This window comes from Burkholderia gladioli (assembly GCF_000959725.1).
GTDB classification, from domain to species: domain Bacteria; phylum Pseudomonadota; class Gammaproteobacteria; order Burkholderiales; family Burkholderiaceae; genus Burkholderia; species Burkholderia gladioli.
In genome coordinates, this window is the sequence record NZ_CP009323.1 from 1,712,776 (window position 1) to 1,734,027 (window position 21,252).

The 21,252-nt window shown below is 67.8% G+C and carries 19 protein-coding genes; 11 read left to right on the plus strand and 8 right to left on the minus strand.

The annotated features are described in order from the left end of the window. Nucleotides 1–7: 7 nt before the first annotated feature. The 6 genes from BM43_RS24590 to BM43_RS24615 form a co-directional block, all read right to left on the minus strand. A complete protein-coding gene (locus BM43_RS24590; RefSeq protein WP_025100007.1) occupies nucleotides 8–1,039 on the minus strand; it encodes a ketoacyl-ACP synthase III in 1,032 nt (343 codons plus the stop codon). Then, on the minus strand, nucleotides 1,036–2,184 hold the full coding sequence (vioA, locus tag BM43_RS24595; RefSeq protein WP_036048609.1) for a dTDP-4-amino-4,6-dideoxy-D-glucose aminotransferase VioA: 1,149 nt from the start codon (nucleotides 2,182–2,184) through the stop codon (nucleotides 1,036–1,038). Before vioA ends, BM43_RS24590 begins: the two co-directional genes overlap by 4 nt. Further along, nucleotides 2,181–4,634, minus strand: coding sequence for a tetratricopeptide repeat protein (locus tag BM43_RS24600; protein ID WP_036048608.1), 2,454 nt, complete (start codon nucleotides 4,632–4,634; stop codon nucleotides 2,181–2,183). The genes vioA and BM43_RS24600 overlap by 4 nt, the downstream gene beginning before the upstream one ends. A 232-nt stretch (nucleotides 4,635–4,866) precedes the next feature. Next, nucleotides 4,867–5,172, minus strand: a complete 306-nt coding sequence (gene fliT, locus BM43_RS24605; protein WP_017920004.1) for a flagellar protein FliT — start codon at nucleotides 5,170–5,172, stop codon at nucleotides 4,867–4,869. A gap of 25 nt (nucleotides 5,173–5,197) precedes the next feature. Further along, nucleotides 5,198–6,751, minus strand: coding sequence for a flagellar filament capping protein FliD (gene fliD / locus BM43_RS24610; RefSeq protein ID WP_036048606.1), 1,554 nt, complete (start codon nucleotides 6,749–6,751; stop codon nucleotides 5,198–5,200). Nucleotides 6,752–6,968: 217 nt separating this feature from the next. Next, nucleotides 6,969–8,123 (minus strand): flagellin, encoded by a 1,155-nt coding sequence (locus BM43_RS24615; protein ID WP_036048605.1) that lies wholly within the window; start codon nucleotides 8,121–8,123, stop codon nucleotides 6,969–6,971. Nucleotides 8,124–8,717: 594 nt separating this feature from the next. Here BM43_RS24615 and rpsU point away from each other — a divergent pair. Next, complete coding sequence (gene rpsU / locus BM43_RS24620) at nucleotides 8,718–8,930, plus strand: 30S ribosomal protein S21 (RefSeq protein ID WP_006401410.1); 213 nt, start codon at nucleotides 8,718–8,720, stop codon at nucleotides 8,928–8,930. Between the two features lie 115 nt (nucleotides 8,931–9,045). Here the strand turns inward: rpsU and BM43_RS24625 are convergent, their stop codons facing one another. Then, the gene (locus BM43_RS24625; RefSeq protein ID WP_036048604.1) at nucleotides 9,046–9,726 is read right to left on the minus strand and encodes a DNA-3-methyladenine glycosylase I; all 681 of its coding nucleotides are present in this window, start codon (nucleotides 9,724–9,726) and stop codon (nucleotides 9,046–9,048) included. 143 nt (nucleotides 9,727–9,869) lie between these two features. On the opposite strand from BM43_RS24625, the gene BM43_RS24630 reads away from it, so the two are divergent. The 3 genes from BM43_RS24630 to BM43_RS24640 all read left to right on the plus strand — a co-directional run bounded on the left by BM43_RS24630 (nucleotide 9,870) and on the right by BM43_RS24640 (nucleotide 12,636). Then, complete coding sequence (locus tag BM43_RS24630; protein WP_036048603.1) at nucleotides 9,870–10,754, plus strand: glucosamine kinase nucleotide-binding domain-containing protein; 885 nt, start codon at nucleotides 9,870–9,872, stop codon at nucleotides 10,752–10,754. A gap of 139 nt (nucleotides 10,755–10,893) precedes the next feature. Further along, a complete protein-coding gene (locus tag BM43_RS24635) occupies nucleotides 10,894–11,715 on the plus strand; it encodes a Cof-type HAD-IIB family hydrolase (protein ID WP_036048602.1) in 822 nt (273 codons plus the stop codon). A gap of 624 nt (nucleotides 11,716–12,339) precedes the next feature. After that, nucleotides 12,340–12,636, plus strand: a complete 297-nt coding sequence (locus tag BM43_RS24640) for an H-NS histone family protein (RefSeq protein ID WP_013696269.1) — start codon at nucleotides 12,340–12,342, stop codon at nucleotides 12,634–12,636. 126 nt (nucleotides 12,637–12,762) lie between these two features. Here BM43_RS24640 and BM43_RS24645 read toward each other — a convergent pair whose 3' ends face one another. Continuing rightward, nucleotides 12,763–13,827 (minus strand): glycosyltransferase family 4 protein, encoded by a 1,065-nt coding sequence (locus BM43_RS24645; protein ID WP_036036612.1) that lies wholly within the window; start codon nucleotides 13,825–13,827, stop codon nucleotides 12,763–12,765. A 580-nt stretch (nucleotides 13,828–14,407) separates the two neighbouring features. On the opposite strand from BM43_RS24645, the gene flhD reads away from it, so the two are divergent. From flhD to cheW, 7 genes are all read left to right on the plus strand, one after another. Next, the gene (gene flhD / locus BM43_RS39395; RefSeq protein ID WP_025099997.1) at nucleotides 14,408–14,728 is read left to right on the plus strand and encodes a flagellar transcriptional regulator FlhD; all 321 of its coding nucleotides are present in this window, start codon (nucleotides 14,408–14,410) and stop codon (nucleotides 14,726–14,728) included. 100 nt (nucleotides 14,729–14,828) lie between these two features. Next, complete coding sequence (gene flhC / locus BM43_RS24655) at nucleotides 14,829–15,410, plus strand: flagellar transcriptional regulator FlhC (protein ID WP_013696272.1); 582 nt, start codon at nucleotides 14,829–14,831, stop codon at nucleotides 15,408–15,410. Between the two features lie 495 nt (nucleotides 15,411–15,905). After that, entirely contained in the window at nucleotides 15,906–16,766 is an 861-nt protein-coding gene (motA, locus tag BM43_RS24660; protein WP_013696273.1) for a flagellar motor stator protein MotA, read from the plus strand. Between the two features lie 15 nt (nucleotides 16,767–16,781). Continuing rightward, complete coding sequence (gene motB / locus BM43_RS24665; protein WP_036048598.1) at nucleotides 16,782–17,867, plus strand: flagellar motor protein MotB; 1,086 nt, start codon at nucleotides 16,782–16,784, stop codon at nucleotides 17,865–17,867. Nucleotides 17,868–17,907: 40 nt separating this feature from the next. Next, on the plus strand, nucleotides 17,908–18,285 hold the full coding sequence (locus tag BM43_RS24670; protein WP_013696275.1) for a response regulator: 378 nt from the start codon (nucleotides 17,908–17,910) through the stop codon (nucleotides 18,283–18,285). 79 nt (nucleotides 18,286–18,364) lie between these two features. Continuing rightward, nucleotides 18,365–20,671, plus strand: coding sequence for a chemotaxis protein CheA (gene cheA, locus BM43_RS24675; protein ID WP_036048596.1), 2,307 nt, complete (start codon nucleotides 18,365–18,367; stop codon nucleotides 20,669–20,671). 34 nt (nucleotides 20,672–20,705) lie between these two features. After that, nucleotides 20,706–21,236: a chemotaxis protein CheW gene (gene cheW, locus BM43_RS24680; protein WP_025099992.1), complete on the plus strand. Its 531-nt coding sequence runs from the start codon at nucleotides 20,706–20,708 to the stop codon at nucleotides 21,234–21,236. Nucleotides 21,237–21,252 lie beyond the last annotated feature (16 nt).

Below are 21,252 nucleotides of genomic sequence, written 5' to 3' on the forward strand. Positions count from 1 at the left end.
TTTCCTGCTAACAGTTCAACAGACAGCCGGCCCACGAGTAGCCGACGCCGAATCCGAGCAGCATCGCGCGCGTGCCCGGCGCGAGACGAGCTTCGCCGCGCAACTGCTCGAGCGCGAGCGGCAGCGTCGACGACACCGTGTTGCCGGTGTGCTCGACGAGGATCGGGAAGCGATCCTCGGGGATCTTCATTTTCTTGCGCAGCGCCTCGAGCATGAAGCGGTTCGCCTGGTGCAGCACGAAGCAGTCGATGTCCTCGCGCGCGAGGCCGGCGCGCTCCAGCAGCCGCTCGGCCGCGCGCGGCACCTCGGCCAGCGAGAAGGCCATCACCTCGGCGCCGTTCATGTAGAGATGCTCGTCGGTGCGCACGTTGCCGGAGGCGTCCTCGTGCTCGCGCGCGCTGTCGGCGCTGCGCGGCTCGCGGAACAGGCCCGCGCGTACCATCAGGTTCGGCGCGCCGCGCCCGTCGGTGCCGAACACGAACGGGCCGATCGGCTCGATGCCGTCGCCGGCGGCCCGCGAGTCGATGCCGATCGCGGTGGCGGTGGCGCCGTCGCCGAACAGCGTGCGCACGCTCTTGTCGAGCGGATGCAGGTATTTCGAATAGGTGTCGGCGGTCAGCAGCAGCACGCAGCGCGCGGCGCCCGTCTCGACCAGGCCCTTGGCGAGCGACAGGCCATACACGTAGCCCGAGCAGCCGAGGTTGACGTCGAAGGCGCCGGCATGGGTGCCGATGCCGAGCCGGTGCTGCAGCAGGCAGGCCGAGGCCGGCAGGATGTAGTCGGGCGCCTGGGTGCAGAGGATCACGAAGTCGACCTGCGCCGCGCTCACGCGCCCTTGCGCGAACAGCCGCCGGGCCGCGTGGAAGGCGAGGTCCGAGGCGGTCTCGCCGTCGGCCGCGATGCGGCGTTCGCGGATCCCCGTCTTGGCGAGGATCTTCTCGGCCGGCCATTCCGGATAGAGCGCGGCCAGCTCGTCGTTGGCCAGCACCGTGTCGGGCAGGTGGCTGGCGATGTCGAGCAGCGCGGCGCGCGTGGTCATCGACCGGCTCCGGCGATCAGGTTCACCACGCGATCGACGTTGTCGTCCGACAGCGCCGGGTAGATCGGCAGGCACAGCACGCGCCGCGAGATGTCGCGCGCCACCGGCAGCCGGTCCGGATGCGCCGAGGGCAGCCCGCGGTAGTTGGGGAAGTCCGAGATCAGCGGGTAGAAGTAGCGGCGCCCGTGGATCTCGTGATCGCGCAGCAACTGGTAGAGGCCGTCGCGCGAGAGCGCGTAGTCGTCGTCGACCAGGATCGGGAAGTACGAGTGATTGACGAGCTTCGCGTCGATCGGCGGCAGGCAGCGGATGCCGCGCACCCCGGCCAGTTGCGCGCGATAACGCGCGTCGATCTGCGCGCGACGGGCGAGCGCCGCGTCGAGGTGCTTGAGCTGCAGCATGCCGAAGGCCGCGTTGATCTCGCTCATCTTGCCGTTGATGCCGGCCGCCACCACCGTCACCTCGTCGACGAAACCGAAGTTCTTCAGGTGGTCGATGTGCTGCTTGGTCTTCGCGTCGGGGCAGACGATCGCGCCGCCCTCGAAGGTGTTGAACACCTTGGTGGCGTGGAAGCTCAGCACCGACAGGTCGCCGTGCCCGAGCACGCTGCCGGCGTCGGTGTGCACCCCGAACGCGTGCGCGGCGTCGTAGATCACCTTCAGGTTGTAGTTGTCGGCGATGCGGCGGATCGCTTCCACGTCGCAGGGCCGGCCGTAGCAGTGCACCGGCATGATGGCGGTGGTCTGCGGCGTGATGGCGGCCTCGATCCTGGCCGGGTCGATGTTCAGCGTATGCGGGTCGATGTCGACGAACACCGGCTTGATGCCGTTCCAGAGCAGCGAGTGCGCGGTGGCGACGAAGGAATAGGGGGTGGTGATCACCTCGCCCGAGATCCGCAGCGCCTGCAGGGCCGTGACCAGTGCCAGCGTGCCGTTGGTGAACAGCGCCAGGTGCTCGACGCCCAGGTACTCGCAGAGCGCCTTCTCGAGCTGCTGGTGGAACGGGCCGCCGTTGGTCAGCACCTTGCTGTCCCAGATCTGCTCGAGATAGGGCAGGAATTCGGCGAGCGGCGCGAGATGCGGCTGCGTCACATAGATACGCTCGTCGGCGACGGGTTCGACGGCGCGCAGCGGCAGGGCATTCATCGTGCTTCTCCGGTGAGGGCGGCGGCCTCGGCATCGCGCGGCACGGCCTCGCTGGCAGCGGTGGCGAGCGAGCCGCGGTCGGGCGCGGTGAACGGAATCGGTGCCTCGCCGGCGCACCAGCGCCGCCAGGCGATCCGGAAGCTGTCCGAGACGGCCTGCGCGACGCGCTCGGGCTGGAAGCCCGCCGACTGGCGGCAGCGCTCGCGCATGCCGCCGCGCAGCGCGGCCAGGCCCTTCAGGTCGCCGGCCAGCGCGATGGCGCGGGCCACGAAATCGTCGGCGTCGTCGGCGACGAACTGCTCGAGCCCGACCGAGGACATCCAGACCGCGCCGGCGCGGCTGGCCAGCGTGTCGCCGCGGATCGTCAGGGTCGGCACGCCCATCCACAGCGCGTTGAGCGCGGTGGTCGAGCCCGTGTAGGGGAAGGTGTCGAGGCAGAAGTCGACATGGTGGTGCTGCTGCAGGTAGACCGCGGCCGGCGCGCGCGGCTGCAGGTCGAGGCGGTCGTGGCTGATGCCTTCGGCGCTGAACCAGCCGAGCAGCATGTCGACGCCGCCGTCGCGCGGGATCGAGCCGATCCGCATCCGCGAGCCCGGCACGGCGTGCAGGATGCGCGCCCAGACCGCGATCACGTCGTGGCGCAGCTTGTTCAGGCGGTTGAAGCTGCCGAAGGTCACGTAGCCGTTGTGCAGCGCCGGCAGCAGGTTGACGGGCGGCGCGTTCTCGGCGGGCTTGAAGGTGCCGCCGGCCGGCAGGTGGACGGTCTTCTCGCTGTACTGGCGCTCCATCTCGCCGAACGGCACGCCGAAGCGGTCCGCGAAGTGATAGTCGATCGCGTCCAGCCCGGTGGTGCCCGGGTAGCCGAGCCAGGTGACCTGCACCGGCGCCGGCTTGCGCGCGAGCGCGGGCAGCCGGTTGCGGCCGGTGTGGTTCGACAGGTCCATCATGATGTCGATCCGGTCGTCGCGGATGCGCTGCACCAGCCGGTCGTCGCTCAGGCCGGCCACCGTGGTCCAGCTGCGCACGCAGGCGCGCATGCGCTCGGTGACGGCATCCTCGATGGTGTGGTTGTGATAGACGTGCAGCGACAGCGTCGGATCGTCCTTCAGCGCCTCGAGAATCGGCATCAGGTAGGACGACACCGCGTGATTGAACAGGTCGCCCGAGATCAGGCCGATCCGCAACTGGCGTTCCGGGTCGCGCTGGTTCGCGTGGCGCGGCCAGCGCGCGCGTACCGGAGCCTCGTGGATCTCGGCGAAGCGCCGGTGCTCGGCGTACAGCCGCTCGGCGTCGAGCCCCGGGTTGTGGGTCATGCAGAACAGCAGGTTGCTGTGCATCGCGGCATCGCGCGGGGCGATCTCATGGGCGCGGCGGAACGAGGCCTCGGCCTCGGCGGTCGCGCCCAGTTCGCTGAGCGCCACCGCCAGCGAGCCGTGCACGTGCAGCGAGTTCGGCGCCAGCTCGACCGAGCGCCGGCCGGCCACGATCGCTTCCTGGATGCGGCCCAGGGCGAGCAGGCTCATGCCCAGTACGCGGTGCGTCTCGGCGAAGTCCGGATCGATCTGGAGCAGGCGGCGCGATTCGCGCTCGGAATCGACGAGGCGATTGGCCAGCCGCAGCACGTCGGCGTAGAGCGTGCCGATCAGCACGTCGGCGGGATCGAGTTCGGTGGCCTTGGCCAGCGGCTCGATCGAGGCCAGGTATTCGCCGTGCTGGTGCAGCGCGTTGCCCAGCGATTTCCAGCACCAGGCGTGATCGGGGTAGCGCTGCGCGAGTTGCCGCGCCAGCTTGATGGCTTCCTCGAAGCGGCCCTTGTTGTAGAGCGCGGTGAAGCGGTTCACATCCTGCGGGGTGGGCTTGCGCGCGATCGGCGCCTGCACGGCGCGGGGCGCAGGCGCGGCGGCCTGGGCGGTGCCCTGGCCCGCCTGCGGCGTGGCGGTGGAGATCGAGAAGGTCACGGTGCGCGTCTCGGCGGGGCTGGCCGAGGCGGCGGCCGCCACCGGCTGCCCGGCCGCCGCGGTGCCGACTATCGCCGCCTTGCCCTCGGCCGACAGCGACAGGCGATTGACCAGCCCGTCCACGGCCGGGCCATGGACGCCGAATTTCTGGCACATGCCGAGCATGGTCCAGGCCGCGGCGATGCGGCCCGCCTCGATCTGCGCGTCGATGTAGCTGACCCAGTACTGCCCGTTGTGCGGCGAGAGGCCGAGCACGACCTCGAAATCGGGCAGGGCCGCGGCCGGTTCGCCCGTCTGCACCTTGAGCACCGCCAGGTTGTAGCGGGCATCCGCGTGCTGCGGGTGGGCCGACAGGATCAGCTCATAGAGCGTCCGGGCCTCGGCGAATTCGCCGCGGTGATGGCTGGCTAGCGCGCTGTCGAGCACCAGCGCGATATCCGCATCGAACTGTTGATCAGGCATCTGGCTGGCGGACGGCGTCGATTCGGACATGGCAAACCCGGGAGGGAACAAGCGATGATCGAAATTATCCGGCCGCCGGGCGTGGCTCGAAGCGTGGAACTGACCGGTAAACCGGCGTCAATTTCATCGATTTGCCGGCGTCCGCGCCAAAAAAACAGCCCGCGCGAGGCGGGCCTTGAGGTGAACGAGCACGCGCTCGTGCGCGTGAATTGTGATTATTCGGGTCTGACCGTATCGCCGCCGGTTCGCCGGCGGCGGCCGCTCAGTAGCGCAGCGCGGCCTGGCTGTTGTATTGCCTGGCCGAATCGAGCCGGCCCATGGCGGCGCGGTATTCGTGCTGCAACTCGTCGCGCGCGAGCGACGAGGCGGCCATGGTGGCGGCGTCGATGGCCTGGATCTCGCGGATCATCAGCATCGCCTCGGGCGACTGCTGCGCCTGGATCGAGGTGAGATAGGGCTCGCGCGCGGCCACCAGCCGCCCGGCGCCCTCCCAGTCGGCCAGTTGCACCGCCCGGTCGATCTCGTGCGTCATCGCGAGAACCTGTCTGACGAGGGTGGTTTGATCCATGTCGCTTCTCCGTATCCCGGGCCGCTTACTTGTTGGTGGCCAGCGCGCCCGCGCTGTTGGTGCCGCCGAAAAGCTGGGTCAGGTAGTTCTGGTTGGTCGTCATCTGCGCCAGCAGCGTGTTCAGCTGGGTGAACTGGGTGTTGTACTGCGTGGTCAGCTGCGCGGCATAGGCGTTCAGCGCGGTCTGCTGGGTGTTGAGGCTGGTCAGGTCGCTCTGCACCGAGCTCACGCTGGTGGTCAGGATTCCCTTGGGCGCCGTGATGTTGGTGATCGCCTTGCTGAGCTGCTCGCCGATGCCGTTGGTGCCGTTGAACAGCGTGGCCGCGGCATTGGTGCTCTGCAGCGCGGTGGTCAGCGCGCCCTGGTCGATCACCAGGGTGCCGGCCGGCTGCGTCGAGTTGCTGCCGTCGGCGATGGTGATGCCCAGCGACTTCAGCGTGGCGCTTGCGCCGTTGCTGGTGACTCCGCCGCCGAGGATCGCCGAGAGCTGGTTCTGGATCGAATTGAGCGTCGAGTCGCCGAACAACGGGCCGCTTTGCGACGGGTTGCTGCTGTTGAAGGTGCCGACCGCCGAGTAGGTCGTGACCAGCGTGTTGTAGGCCTTCACGAAGGCGGTGATGGTGGAGGCCTGGGTGGTCGTGTCGGGGGCGATCGTCAGCGTCTGGGCGGCTGGCGGGTTGCTGACCGCGGCCTGCGTGAGGTTCAGCGTGACGCCGGCGATCGCGCTGGTGACGGTGTTGGTCGAGCTCGAGCCGCTCACCGTGCCGATTTTGAATTGCGCGTCCTGCGCGGCGGTGGACTGGCTCCAGCTGGAGTTGGACGGGATCGTCGAGCCGCCGCCGCTGGTGCTCGGCGTCGAGGTGACGCTGAGTTGCGACAGGCCGTTGTCGGTGCTGGCATTGGCCGTCACGTTGATGGTGTTGGCCGCGCCGCTGGCCTTCGAACTCAGCACCAGGTGCGCGCCGTCGCTGCCGTTCACGATGGTGGCGGACACGCCGGGATTGTTCGGATCGTTATTGATCGCGTCGCGGATGCCGGCCAGCGTGTTGTTCGACGAGCTGATGCTGATTGTCGAGCTCTTGCTGCCGACCTGCAGCGTCAGGCTGCCGGTGCCGAGCTGGGTGGTGGCGCCGAAGGCGGGCGAGGACAGCGATTGCGACTGGGCGATCTGCGAGACCGTGACCTGGTAGGTGCCGGCCTGCGCGCCGACGCCGGCGCTCGCGGTCAGGCCGTTGCCGGTGGCGGTCGCGGTGTAGGTTTGCGCGAGCGAGCCGTCGGCCAGCGAGGCCAGCGAGGTCTGCAGCGTCGACAGGGCGCTCTGCAGGCTGGCATAGGCCTGGTTCTTCAGGGTGTCGTTGGCGATCGAGGTGGACAGCAGGACGGCCTGCGCGGCGGTCTTGGAGCTGACCAGCGCCGACACCAGCGTATTGACGTCGAGCCCGGTGTTGCCGGTCGAGCCGCTGATGATCGACTGGGCGGCTTGCTGCAGCGCCGGATTGCTGCTCAGCGCGTTGTTGCTGCTCTGCGAGGTGCTGGTCGTCGCGTTCGAGCTGCTGTTGGTCGAGGGAATCGTGGACATCGCGTGGCTCCGTGGGCGCCGTCGATGGCGCAGGCGAATCTGATGCGTTGCGGATCGTGGCGGATGCTACGGCAAACCGCGGGAAAACGGTACGGCGAAAAACATAGCCCCGTAAAAGCAAAAAGCGCGCGACGGCCACGAGGAAGGTTGCGCCGTCGCACGAACGGACCGCCCATGAAGGCGCGGTCCGGGTTTTCAAAGCAGTACCGCGACAGCCTTACTGCAGGAGCTTCAGGACCTGCTGCGGCAGCGAGTTCGCTTGCGCGAGCACCGAGATGCCGGCTTGCTGCAGCACTTGCGCACGGCTCAGGTTCGCGGTTTCCTGCGCGAAGTCCGCGCTCTGGATCTGCGACTGGGCCGACGACAGGTTGGTCGAGTTGGCCTGCTGCGTTTGCGCGACGGCCTGCAGACGGTTCTGCGTGGCGCCCAGCGTGGCTTGCAGGTTGTTGATGGTGGCCAGCGCGTTGGCGACCGAGAAGATCGTCTGGTTGGCGCCCGTGGCGCTGCTGATCGACAGGTTCGAGACGGTCGGCGGTGCGTTCACGGCGTTGATCTGCGTGACCATCTGGGTTGCCGCGCTGGCCTGTGCCGCCGTCATGCCGCTCGTCGCGCCGGTGGCCAGCGTCAGGTTCGTGACGGCCGTGCCCGTGCCCGCTGCCGTGCCGGTCGTGAAGATCGCGCCGACTGCCGTCGTGCTCAGTGCCTGGCCGTTCTGGTCGGTGAAGGTGAAGCCGCCCTTGCCGTCCGACAGCACGTTGACCGAGGTGATGGCCGGTTGCGCGGCCGTCGTGGCGGCGCCGTTGGCGTCGAGCGACAGGCCCTGGATCGTGCCGACCGTCTGGCCCGACTGCACCAGGCCGCCGCCGATCTTGGCCGCCGACAGGCTCTGGCTCAGGTCGAGCGTGACCGTCTGGCCGACGTTCGCGCCAACCTGGAAGGTGACGATGCCGGCCGAACCGTCGAGCAGGTTCTTGCCGTTGAAGTTCGTCTGCGAAGCGATACGGTTCACTTCAGCGATCTGGTCCGCCACTTCCTGCTGGGCGGCGACCTGGTCGCTTTGCGACAGCGTGCCGTTGGCGGCTTCCGTCGCCAGCGTGCTGATACGTTGCAGGCTGGTGGTCAGGGCCGACAGCTGGCTCGATGCCGTCTGGATCAGCGAGACCGCGCTGTTGGTGTTCTGCACGCCCTGGTTCAGGCCGTTGATCTGCGTCTGCATGCGGGTGGCGATCGCCAGGCCTGCCGCGTCGTCGGCCGCGCTGTTGATCTTGGAGCCCGAGGACAGGCGGGTGATGGCTTGCGACAGAGCGCTTTGCGAGCCGTTCAGGTTCTGCTGAGCGACCAGCGAGTTGATGTTGGTATTGATTCCGAGCATGGAAATTCTCCTAAGTGAGCCGAGAGCCTTTAAACAAGCCAACGTGGGCATCGGCGGTGCACTCGTTCATTGCTGGCCGCCTCAGAGCAGGATTTCGGCGGGCCGAAAAAAAACTTGAGGGGGAGTTTTCGATGTGGATCGATTTTTCATTGATTTTCGACCCCATCTCGATGGTTTCCAGTGGTAGCGATGAAAGCCGTCTCGGGCGCGGGATTGCGGGCGCGGGGAGCGAGGGGCGGATGTGAGGTGGGGGCGCCCGGGCGGGCATCGCGGCGCCCTGGCGTGGTTATCCTGATACGGCGCCACCCCGGCAAAGTCGTAAACACCTAGCCGAACGGATGTTTACCTGCTAGCATGGCGGGCTGAATTGAGATTTCTGTCAAGCCTCTGCCGTTTTCGGCATGTCCAAGCTGGCAGTCAAACGCGGCGCCGGTTGCAGGTTGCCGAGCGTTTCGCGGTGCATTCCGCCTCTCTTTTCCGGCCTCCGAGGCCACAAAACCCGCTCGTTTCGCCAGTTCGTGGGAACGCCCGGAAGGCCGGTGCGTGGCGCTTGGCCGCTACGTTTTTGACCGTATCAAGCAATTTAGGAACGACATGACGACGATTCTTCTGAAGGAAAACGAGCCGTTCGAAGTAGCGATCCGCCGCTTCCGCCGCGCGATCGAAAAGAACGGCCTGATCGCTGAGCTGCGTGAGCGCCAGTCGTACGAGAAGCCGACTGCCGTGCGCAAGCGCAAGAAGGCCGCGGCCGTGAAGCGCCTGCACAAGCGCCTGCGCAGCCAGATGCTGCCGAAGAAGCTCCACTAAGCTTCCCAGGTCCGTATCCGGACGGCGGTGCCCCTTTCGCGAGGGGCGCCGCCGTTTTGCTTTGGGGCGGCGAATACAAGATGGCGGGATGGCGCTGGGCTGCGGCGCCCCAAGCTCAGGCCGCCGATTTTTTCGCCGCGGTGCGCTTGGTCGGAGCGGATTTCGCCGTGGCTGCAGGTTTTGCCGCGGCCGGCCTGGCCGCCGCCCGCTTCGCGGCGCTCGCCGGCTTGCCGAGCTTCGCGCACTCATCCCGGCACGGGCAGCCGAACTCGTGGTCGTTGACCATGCCGATCGCCTGCATCAGCGCGTAGCAGATGGTCGAGCCGACGAACTTGCAGCCATGGCGCTTGAGCGCCTTGCTCAGCGCGTCGGATGTCTCGGTCGAGGCCGGCGCGTCGCGATACGAATCCCAGCCGTTCAGCCGCGGCTTGCCGTCGACGAAGGACCACAGGAAGGCCGCCAGCGAGCCATGCTCGGCGCGAATCCGCTGCACCGCGAGGGCATTGGTGACGACCGACTCGATCTTGCCGCGATGGCGCACGATGCCCGGGTCCAGCAGCAGCTTCTCGAGCCGCGCGGGCGTGAAGCGCGCCACTTCGTCGACCTCGAAGTTGGCGAAGGCGGCGCGATAAGCCTCGCGCTTGTTGAGGATCGTCGACCAGGACAGCCCGGCCTGCGCGCCTTCCAGGATCAGCATCTCGAACAGGTAGCGCTCGTCGTGCGAGGGCCGGCCCCATTCGGTGTCGTGATAATGCGCATCGGCGTCCGTGCGGACCCAGTTGCAGCGTTCGCCCATCGATCGATTCTCCTCGTTCAGCCTGCCGGTCCGCCTGTTCGCGGGTCGCCGTCAGCATAGCCGAAGCGGCACGCGGCGCGACGATGCGGTTAAGCTCCCGGTTCATGATCATTCCCGTCGCACCTTCCGGAGAGAATTTCCCGATGACTGAGCCCACCTACCTGATCGGCATCGACGGCGGCGGCACCGGCACGCGTGCGGTGCTGGCCGATGCGCGGGGGCGCGAGCTCGGGCGCGGCACCGGCGGCCCCTCGGGCCTGGCGCTCGGCATCGACGGCGCCTGGCGTTCGATCGGCGAGGCCTGCGCCGAGGCCTTCGCGCAGGCCGGGCTCGCCCTCGACTGGCGCGGCTGCGTGCTGGGTTGCGGGCTTGCCGGCAGCAACCACGCCGGCTGGCTGCGCGCCTTCGTCGAGGCCGCGCCGGTGGCGGCGCTGGCGATCGAGAGCGATGCCTACACCACGGTGCTGGGCGCGCACGGCGGCGAGGCCGGCGTGATCGTCGCGCTCGGCACGGGCAGCATCGCGGCCGCGCTCGATGTCGATGGCACCTGCCGGATCGCGGGCGGCTACGGCTTTCCGTCCGGCGACGAGGCCAGCGGCGCCTGGTTCGGGCTGCGCGCGCTCGCGCATGCGCAGCAGGCGCTGGACGGCCGCGCGCCGCGCGACGCCTTCGCCGAAGCCTTGCTGGCGCTGACCGGCGCGGCCGATCGCGACAGCCTGGTGGTGTGGTCCTGCGCGGCGAACCAGACCGCTTATGCCAGGCTCGCGCCGGTGGTGTTCGCGCATCGCGCCCACCCGGTGGCGCAGCGCCTGCTGGCCGAGGCGGGCGAGGCGATCGGGCGCCTGATCGAGGCGCTCGATCCGACCGGGACCTTGCCGGTCGCCCTTTGCGGCGGGCTGGCCGCGCCCCTCGAGGCGGCCGTGCCGGCCGCGCATCGCGCGCGGCTGCGTGCGCCGCTGGCCGATTCGGCCCAGGGCGCGCTGCGGCTCGCCCAGCGCGAGGCCGCGCGGCGGGCGACGCAAGCCTGAACGGCGCCGGCCGCGGCCGGCAGCCGTCGTGCGAGGCGCGAGGAATCGGCGCCGCCGGCTTGCGTTTTCATTGCGGCCGCGCGGCGCGCCAGCCTTCGCGGCGATAAAATGCGGGCTTTCCGCGCCCCGCCCACCCGCCATGTACCACGCCATCTGCACCGATCTCGACGGCACCCTGCTCAATCGCGACCACCAGCTCGATCCCTACACGATCGACACCGTGCGCCGGCTGGCGGCCGACGGCATTCCCATCATCATCGCGACCGGCCGGCATCACGCCGACGTGGCCGGGATCCGCGACGTGCTCGGCATCCGCCCCTACCTGATCACCTCGAACGGTGCGCGCGTGCATGCGCCGGACGACACGCCGCTGTACGCCAGCGACATCGCGCCGGCGGTGGTGCGCGAGCTGGTGCGGCCCGAGCTGGTGGGCGAGCACGGCAGGGTGATCGTCAACCTGTTCACCGATACCGGCTGGCTGATCGACCGCGAGGCGCCGCACCTGCTCGAATTCCACCAGGACTCGGGCTTCGTCTACCGCGTGGCCGACCTGCCGGCCTATGCGGCCGAGGATGTCGCCAAGGTGCTCTACATCGGCGAGCCGGCGGACCTGGCGGTGCTGGCCGAGCGGCTCGCGAGCCGTTTCGGCGATGCGCTCTACGTGACCTACTCGCTGCCGGATTGCCTGGAGGTGATGACCGCGGGCGTCTCGAAGGGACGCGCGCTGCGGGTGGTGCTGGAGCGGCTCGGTCTCGATCGCGCGCATTGCGTCGCGTTCGGCGACAACATGAACGATATCGACCTGCTGGAAACGGCCGGCCATCCATTCATGATGGATAACGCCAATCCCGACCTGGTGCTGCGCCTGCCGGACGTGCCGCGCATCGGCAGTAATGCCGATTCGGGCGTGGCGCGCCATTTGCGCGAACTGTTCGCGCTCGATATCGACCCGGTTCGCTGAGAAGCGCCGCTTCGAGACACGCGGCCGCGCCGCGATGGCGGCCCTTGCCGCCGCCAATCGGCCTTGTCCCGCTGTCGGCTATTTCATGCCGAATTTCGATAAGGCGCCGTCGGTCATTCACTGCCGCGACGCAATTCGAATTGATCCATGAAAAACGGGCGCCGAAGCGCCCGTTGAAATACTCGCCCCCTTTGTTGTTTCGGATTCGGCAGCGTCGGGGTCGCTGCTTCCTCGCTCCCCGTGGCAATCTTCCCGTAAGGCGCCAGCCGGGCCTCGGCGTGGTTTCGCCGACGCTTTCCGTCAATTCCGGCGTGCCGATTTTTCGTTACCATTTCGACCAAAAAGGGCGGGAATTTTGTCAGCCGGCCATCTCGTAATTGACGCGACGCGCATTGCTACGGATTATAGGAAATCCAATCCGTGTCGAAGGGTCAACGATTGTTAAATTGCCACGATGTGTCGCGCGAATTTCATTAGAATTAACCTGCACTGAAATATAATGCATCCGCAATAATTTTTTCATACGAATTGGGCTCGGCCCGATCCCGGTACAGTGCTGATTGCGGAACGGAACGATAGTGTCTAGGCTCCAATTGCCAGGCGAATCGTGAATAGGGAGTGAAAATGTCTCAATACGCAAAACTGAAAGCGCAGATTGCCGACTTGCAGGCTCAAGCGGACGACGTCCGCCGGCAGGAAGTGGAGGCCGTCATCGCCGACGTGCAGCGCAAGATCGCCGAATACGGGTTGACCGCGCAGGATCTCGGCTTTGCCGAGCGCGCCAAGCGCGGGCGTCCGCCGAAGAAGGCGCCGCTGCCGCCCAAATACCGGGACCCGAAGTCGGGCGCCACCTGGAGTGGCCGCGGCAAGCCGCCGAATTGGATCGTCGGTAAAAACCGCGAGCGTTTTCTGGTCGAGTAAGTCGCCGGTCGCGCCGGCACTGTCGGCCGGCCTGTTTCGGTCGCCGCAATAAAGAAAGCCGCATCGGGGATGCGGCTTTCTTTTTTTCGAGATATTTGAAATCCGGGCAAGGCGCCCGGATTTCGATCAGCTGGCGGCGAGTCGCGTCAAATGCGGCTGTTTAGCGGCGGCGCCCAAGGTTTCGTAGATTTCGACATAGTGACGCGCCATGGTGCGAGCACTGAATCGCGTTTCGAAACGTTCGCGAATCGCCGTGCGCGACAGGCTGTCGATTTTCTGCAACGCGCCCACCGCGCTGTGTTCGTCTTCGACGATAAAGCCGGTCAGGCCGTCCTCGATCACCTCGGGCACCGAACCGCGATTGAAGGCGATCACCGGCGTGCCGCAGGCCATCGACTCGATCATCACCAGGCCGAACGGCTCCGGCCAGTCGATCGGGAACAGCAGCGCCTTGGCGCCCGACAGGAAGGCCGGCTTCTGCTGCTCGTTGATCTCGCCGATGAACTCGACGTTCGCCTGCGACAACAGCGGCTCGATCTCGTTCTTGAAGTAGTCCTGGTCGACCTTGTCGACCTTGGCCGCGATCTTCAGCGGCAGGCCGCTCTTCGCGGCGATGCGGATCGCCGTGTCCACTCGCTTCTCCGGGCAGATGCGGCCCAGGAAGGCGAGGTACTCGGGTTCGCGGTCCGTTTGCGGCGTGAGCAGCGTGTCGGGCAGGCCGTGGTAGACGGTGCCCGCCCAGCCGGCCTGCGGCAGCGGCACGCGCTGCGAGTTCGAGATCGACACCACCGGCGCGCTCGGGAAGGCGTTGAACACCGGCTGCAGCTCGGGCAGGTCGAGCCGGCCGTGCAGGGTGGTCACGTAGGGCACGTCCAGGCGCGAGAGCAGCGGGAAGGGCAGGTAGTCGAGGTGCAGGTGCAGCACGTCGAATTCATGGGCGCGGCGCGCCACCTGCTCGAGCAGGCGCATGTGCGGCGCCATCGAGTCGCGGATCGAGGGATCCAGGCGCAGCGCGCGCGGCCAGGAGGCCTCGAGCTTGGCCGAGGTGACGGAATCGCCGCTCGCGAACAGCGTGACGTCGTGGCCGAGTTCCACCAGGGCCTCGGTCAGGTAAGACACGACGCGCTCGGTGCCGCCGTAGAGTTTGGGCGGGACGGCTTCGTAGAGCGGGGCGATTTGTGCGATGCGCATGGGGCGGTTCTCCTGTGCGTATGGTGGCCGGGCCTGCCTGCCGTGCTCGCCCGGATCGGGTGCGGCCGACAGCAGACGATGGGGCGGCGCTGACGAAAATGTTTTGACCGCCGGCCGACCGTTCGACTCTATTATCGGGATCGTCCGACGAGGTTCGAGTGATTTTTCAAACACTTAAGCCTTGTTACAGGCTGAAATAGAGGGGCCGGAGGGCCTGCGCGGGGTGGCTGGAAGGCAGTAGGAAAGGGCTTCCTACATGCATGCCTGTCAATTGTGACAGCCGTGGAAAAAACGCGATAATTGCCTGGGAAATTTTTCCGAAGTCCATCATTTCTTGTTTTGAGATCAAGGGTTTACGAGAAATCGACGGCTTCCGTAATTCGCCGCGGATGTCGGAAAAATTCCTACACGGTTTACAGACAAATCCTGCCTGCCGCATTCCCCTTTGCTGATACCCGTCACAATACCGTTTGGCCACAATGACCGTAAGAATATAAACGCCGGTTGCCGACCCTGTCGGGCGAGCGAACACGGCAAACGTTTTCAAAAGCAGATGGCCAAGATTTCTTACGGGGGAATCATGAGCGCGACCAGTGAAATGCTCGCCGAGATCAAGGAAGTGAACCTGTCGTACCTATTGCTCGCCCAGCGTCTGCTGCGTGAGGACAAGGCCATGGGCATGTTCCGGATGGGAATCTCGGAAGAACTCGCGGAAGTGCTCGCGAACCTGACACTCGCCCAGACGGTCAAGCTGGCGGCATCGAACCAGATGCTCTGCCGCTTCCGTTTCGACGATCATGCGTTGCTGTCCTCGCTTGCCGACAAAGGCCGAAGCACGGCCGTCGCGCAGGCACACTCGGCCATCCTGATGGCCGGCCAGCCCGTCGAAAGCCTCCGCTAATTTCCCTATATTCATCCGCCGTCCGTCAGCCCGGCGCGCCTACGCGCGTCCGGCGCGCGCGCGGATGGCTTCTCATTCCCGGAAATCCCGGAGGCTGGCTATGGCGACGAAGAGCGTGGTGCTCGAGGTCAAGGAAATCACCCTGGCGATCGAACTGATCGAACTCGGGGCGCGTCTGCAACTGCTGGAGGCGGAGACCAACCTGTCCCGCGATCGGCTGATCAAGCTCTACAAGGAGCTCAAGGGCGTCTCGCCGCCCAAGGGCATGCTGCCGTTCTCGACCGACTGGTTCATGACCTGGCAGCCGAACATCCATTCGTCGCTGTTCTACAACATCTACCGCTTCATGCAGGCCCACGGCGGCTGCGATTCGATCCAGTCGATCGTCAAGAGCTACCGGCTCTACCTGGAGCACGTCGGGCTATCCGACGACGAGGCGGTGCTGAGCCTGACGCGCGCCTGGACCCTGGTGCGCTTCTTCGATTCCGGGATGCTGCAGATGACGCCCTGCACGCGCTGCGGCGGCCATTTCGTTGCGCATGCGCACGATCCGCAGCAGGGTTTCGTCTGCGGGCTGTGCCAGCCGCCCTCGCGCGCGGGCAAGACCCGCAAGGCTGCAGCCAAGGCCGAGGCGATGCCGCTCGCGCCGGCCGTGCCGCCGGTGGCGTTCGCCGCGGTCTGAGGCGTTTCGGGCGCGGCTGCGGCGGCTTCGACGCCGGCCGCGATTGCCGTGGCGGTCCGTATCGTGGTTCCGGATGCGGCGCGAACCCGGCGGGCAGCCCGCGCTGCCTGCCGCGCCGGCACCGGTCGGGTGCCGGCTCACCGTTCGGCCGGCTGCCCGGATGAGCGAGCGGAGCGGCAAGTCGCCGCATCGTCGCCGGCCCGGTTGCCTGTCTTGCGCTCCGGTGCCCACTTCATGCCGCTATCCGTTTCCTGAACTACTGCGCCGGCCCGAGCCCAAGCTGCCCGGCCTGCCCGGCGCCCCGCATGGCCGCGAAGCCGGCTCGCAACCCGGCCCCGGCCCGCGCCAAGGCCGCCCGCGGCCCGGCGCGCCGCCGCCGCCGGGCCCCGGCCGATATCGGGTTAGCCCCGGTCCGGGGCGGTGAAAGTTTTCGGCCCGCCTGCCGTAAACCACTTAACGGCGGCCTTCCCGCCGGCCATTCGTGAGGGACAGGCTGTGCTGATTTTCGTGGGAACTCTCGTGACGTTGTTGTCCGTGTTCGGCGGCTACGCGCTCGCGGGCGGCCACCTGGGCGCGCTGATCCAACCGCTCGAAGTCCTGATGATCGTCGGCGCGGGCGTCGGCGCCTTCATCCTCGGCAACGGCATCAAGATGATCAAGGCCACGCTGCGCCTGCTGCCGACCCTGTTCAAGAGTTCGAAATACACCAAGGCGCTGTACATGGAGCTGATGGCCCTGCTCTACGTGCTGCTGGCCAAGGCGCGCAAGGAAGGCACGCTCACCCTCGAGGCCGACATCGACGACCCCGAGAAGAGCCCGATCTTCACCCAGTACCCGAAGATCCTGGCCGACAAGCACATGGTCGAGTTCCTGACCGACTACCTGCGCCTGATGGTGGGCGGCAACATGAACGCCTTCGAGATTGAAAGCCTGATGGACGAGGAGATCGAGACCCACCACGTCGAGGTGGAGGGCCCGGCTCATGCGCTCACGCGCGTGGGCGACGCGATGCCCGCCTTCGGCATCGTGGCGGCGGTGATGGGCGTGGTGCACACCATGGCCTCGGCCGACAAGCCGCCCGCGGTGCTCGGCGCGATGATCGCGCAGGCGCTGGTCGGCACCTTCCTCGGCATCCTGCTCTCCTACGGCCTGATCGGGCCGCTGGCCAGCCTCGCCGAACAGCGCGCGGCCGAGTCGACCAAGCTGCTCCAGTGCATCAAGGTGACCATCCTGGCGAGCCTGAACGGCTACGCGCCGGCGATCGCGGTCGAATTCGGCCGCAAGGTGCTCTTCTCGACCGAACGCCCGTCGTTCGCCGAGCTCGAGGAGCACGTGCGCCGGGTGAAGGCGAAATAAGCGGGGCGGCCGGCGATGAGCAAGGGCAAGGATCGCGCGATCGTCGTCAAGCGGGTCGCACCGGCGAAGAAAGGTCATCACGGCGGGGCCTGGAAGCTCGCCTATGCGGACTTCATGACCGCGATGATGGCCTTCTTCCTGCTGATGTGGCTGCTCTCGGCGGTCACGCCGGTGCAGTTGAAGGGTATCGCCGACTACTTCAACACACCGCTGAAGGCCGCGCTGTTCGGCAACGGCGATCGCAGCTCGCATGACTCGAGCATCGTCAACGGCGGCGGCTCGGACATCACGCGCAGCGACTCGGGCACCACGCGGCGCACCGACGGCAGCACCATGCTGGCCAACCGCCTGACCCAGGCCGGCCGCGACGACGAGCACGACGTCGACCCGGGTTCGCAGGACCGCCAGGAGCAGGTGCGCCTGCACGACCTGCAGATCAAGCTGATGGCGGCGATCGAGGCCAACCCGGTGCTGCGCCAGTTCAAGCAGCAGATACGCATCGACTCGACCCTGACCGGGCTGCGCATCGAGATCGTCGACACCCAGAAGCGGCCGATGTTCGCGCTCTCGAGCGACGCCGTCGAGCCCTACATGCGCGACATCCTGCGCGAGATCGGCAAGACCCTCAACGACGTGCCGAACCGCATCGTGATGCAGGGCCACACCGACGCGGTGCCGTATTCGGGCGGCGAGAAGGGCTACAGCAACTGGGAACTGTCGGCCGACCGGGCCAATGCCTCGCGGCGCGAGCTGATCGCAGGCGGCATGGACGAGGCCAAGGTACTGCGCGTGACGGGCCTGGCCTCGACCCAGAACCTGAACAAGGCCGACCCGCTCGACCCGGAGAACCGCCGGATCAGCATCCTGGTGCTGAACCGCAAGTCGGAGACGGCACTGATGCGCGAGGACGCCACCGCCACCACGCTGTCGAACGACGCGGCCGGCTCGCAGGCGCTCGCGCAGCAGATCGGCGGCGGCGCGAAGCCGGCGGCACCGGGTGCCGGGCCTGCCGCGGTGCCGAAGCCGGCGCTCGCGCCGCCCGCGGTGAAGCCCGCCGCGCCGGCGGCACCGGCGGTGGCGCCCGCGCGCGGCGCCTTGTGATGTGAATGACGTGAATGACGTGATTTCGGGACCGAACGACATGATCCGCTCCATCCTCGCCATCGACGATTCCGCGACCATGCGCGCCCTGCTGCAGGCGACGCTGGCCGACGCCGGCTACGACGTGCACGTGGCCGCCGACGGCGAGCTCGCGCTCGAGCTGGCCGCCGCGATCGCCTTCGACCTGGTCGTGACCGATCACCACATGCCGGGCAAGAACGGCCTGGACGTGATCCGCACGCTGCGCGCGCGCGGCGCCTACGCGGCGACGCCGATCCTGGTGCTGACCACCGAGAGCGGCGAGGACTTCAAGTCGGCGGCGCGCGAGGCGGGCGCCACCGGCTGGATCGAGAAGCCGCTCGACCCGGAAACGTTGCTGGACCTGGTGGCGGCGCTGGCGGCGCCGAGCCACCCGTAGTCGCGCGCACGCGACCGGCCCCGGACCAGGGCCGACGACCCCAATACGACGCCAACCGACGATACGACGTGGATCCGGCATGACTCTCGACATCACCCAGTTCTACCAGACGTTCTTCGACGAGGCCGACGAGCTGCTCGCGCAGATGGAGCAGTTGCTGCTCGGTCTCGACGCCGGCTCGCCGGATCCGGAGGACCTGGCCGCGATCTTCCGCGCCGCGCATTCGATCAAGGGCGGCGCGGCCACCTTCGGCTTCGCGGCGCTGACCGACACCACCCACATCCTCGAATCGCTGCTCGATCGCGCGCGCAATCACGAGATCACGCTGACGGTGCCGATGATCGACGCGTTCCTGGAAACCAAGGACGTGCTCTCGGAGCAACTGGCCGACTACCGCGCCAGCGCCGAGCCCGACGCGGCCGCCGCCGCGGCGATCTGCGCCAAGCTGGAGGCGCTGCTGCAGGGCGCGCTGGGCCAGGCCGCGGCACCCGCCCCGGCGGCGGTGCAGCCGGCGGCGCACGAGGAGGAAGAGGAATCCGAGGCGGACCTGGAGCGCGCCTTCGCGGCCGCGGCGGCCGAATTCGACGCGGTCGCCGGCAGCGGCGCGCCCGAGCACGTGGTCACCCAGGCGCTGGAGGCGGCCCATCCGGGCAGCGAGGCGGCCGGCGCCGACCAGGGCCCGCACCTGCGCATCGTGCTGCGCGAGGTCGGCGCCAAGGACCGCGAGTTGCTGGTCGAGGAACTCGGCAACCTGGGCCGCGTGGTCGGCCGCCAGGAAGCTGGCGACGACCTCACGCTGTGGCTCGACAGCGACGTGCCTTCCGACGACATCGTCGCGGTGCTGTGCTTCGTGATCGACGAAAGCCAGATCTCGATCGGCCGCGACACGGCGCCGGGCGCCGCCGCGCCGGCCGCGCCCGTGGCGCCGGCGGTGGTGGCCGAGACCTTCGCGCCGGCCGCCGCCCAGCCGGCCCCGGTGGCCGCGGCAGCGCCCGCGCCGGTGGCCAGCGCCGCGCCGGCGCAAGCCGCTCAAGCCGCTCAAGCCGCTCAAGCCGCGCCCGCCGCTCAAGCCGCCAGCGTGCCGGCCCCGGCCGCGCCGGCCGCCGCCCCGGCGGCCCAGCCCGAGCCCGCCGACAGCCGCGGCGCCGGCGAGGATCGCCGCGCGCGCAACCACCAGGCCGCGGCCGGTGCGGAAGGCAGCTCGATCCGGGTCGGCGTGGAGAAGGTCGACCAGCTGATCAACCTGGTCGGCGAGCTGGTGATCACCCAGGCGATGCTGGCCGAGACCACCAGCGCCTTCGACCCGGCCCTGCACGACCGCCTCTACAACGGCATGGCCCAGCTCGAGCGCAATGCGCGCGACCTGCAGGAAGCGGTGATGTCGATCCGCATGATGCCGATGGACTACGTGTTCAGCCGCTTCCCGCGCCTGGTGCGCGACCTGGCCGCCAAGCTCGGCAAGGAAGTGGAGCTGGTCACCTTCGGCCAGGCCACCGAGCTCGACAAGAGCCTGATCGAGCGCATCATCGATCCGCTCACCCACCTGGTGCGCAACAGCCTCGACCACGGCATCGAGACCGTCGAGAAGCGCCGCGCCGCCGGCAAGGACGCGGTCGGCCAGCTGGTGCTGTCGGCCGCCCACCACGGCGGCAACATCGTGATCGAGGTCAGCGACGACGGCGCCGGCCTGAACCGCGAGCGCATCCTCGCCAAGGCGGCCCAGCAGGGCATCCCGGTGTCGGACACGATCAGCGACGACGAGGTCTGGAACCTGATCTTCGCGCCGGGCTTCTCGACCGCCGAGACCATCACCGACGTGTCCGGCCGCGGCGTCGGCATGGACGTGGTCAAGCGCAACATCCAGGCGATGGGCGGCCATGTCGAGATCAGCTCGCTGGCCGGGCGCGGCACCACCACCCGCATCGTGCTGCCGCTCACGCTGGCGATCCTCGACGGCATGTCGGTCAAGGTCGGCAACGAGATCTTCATCCTGCCGCTGAACTTCGTGATGGAGTCGCTGCAGCCGGCCGCCGCCGACATCTACACGGTCGGCAACGGCGAGCGCGTGGTGCGGGTGCGCGGCGAGTACCTGCCGCTGGTGGCGCTGCACGAGGTGTTCTCGGTGGAGGACGCGCGCACCGACCCGACCCAGGGCATCGTCACCATCATGGAGACCGAGGGGCGCCGCTTCGCGATGCTGATCGACGAGCTGGTCGGCCAGCAGCAGGTGGTGGTGAAGAACCTCGAAACGAACTACCGCAAGGTACATGGCATTTCGGCCGCAACGATACTCGGCGACGGCAGCGTCGCGCTGATCGTCGATGTCGCCGCCCTGAATCGCGATGCCCGCTCCGCCCACGGCGCGGGCGCGCTCGCGACTTTCTAACCGCTACGCGGCCATGCCGCATTGGGAGGACAACGTGTCCGAAGTCCATTCGATCCATCAGGCGGCCGCGGGCGCGGGCGCCAACCGTCGCGGCGTCGCGCAGGGCGACGCGGCCGGCCAGGAATTCCTGGTCTTCACGCTCGGCGACGAGGAATACGGCATCGACATCCTGAAGGTGCAGGAGATCCGCGGCTACGACAGCGTCACGCGCATCGCCAACGCGCCCGAGTTCATCAAGGGCGTGATCAACCTGCGCGGCATCATCGTGCCGATCGTCGACATGCGCATCAAGTTCCACCTGGGGCGCATCGAGTACGACCACCAGACCGTGGTGATCATCCTCAACGTCGCGCATCGCGTGGTCGGGATGGTGGTGGACGGCGTCTCCGACGTGCTGACGCTGACCTCCGAGCAGATCATGCCGGCGCCGGAGTTCGGCGCGACGCTGACCACCGAGTACCTCACCGGGCTCGGCAGCGTGGACGGCCGGATGCTGATCCTGATGGACATCGAAAAGCTGATGACGAGCCGCGAGATGGCCCTCATCGACGAATTCGGCGTGTAAGCGCCGCCGCGCAATC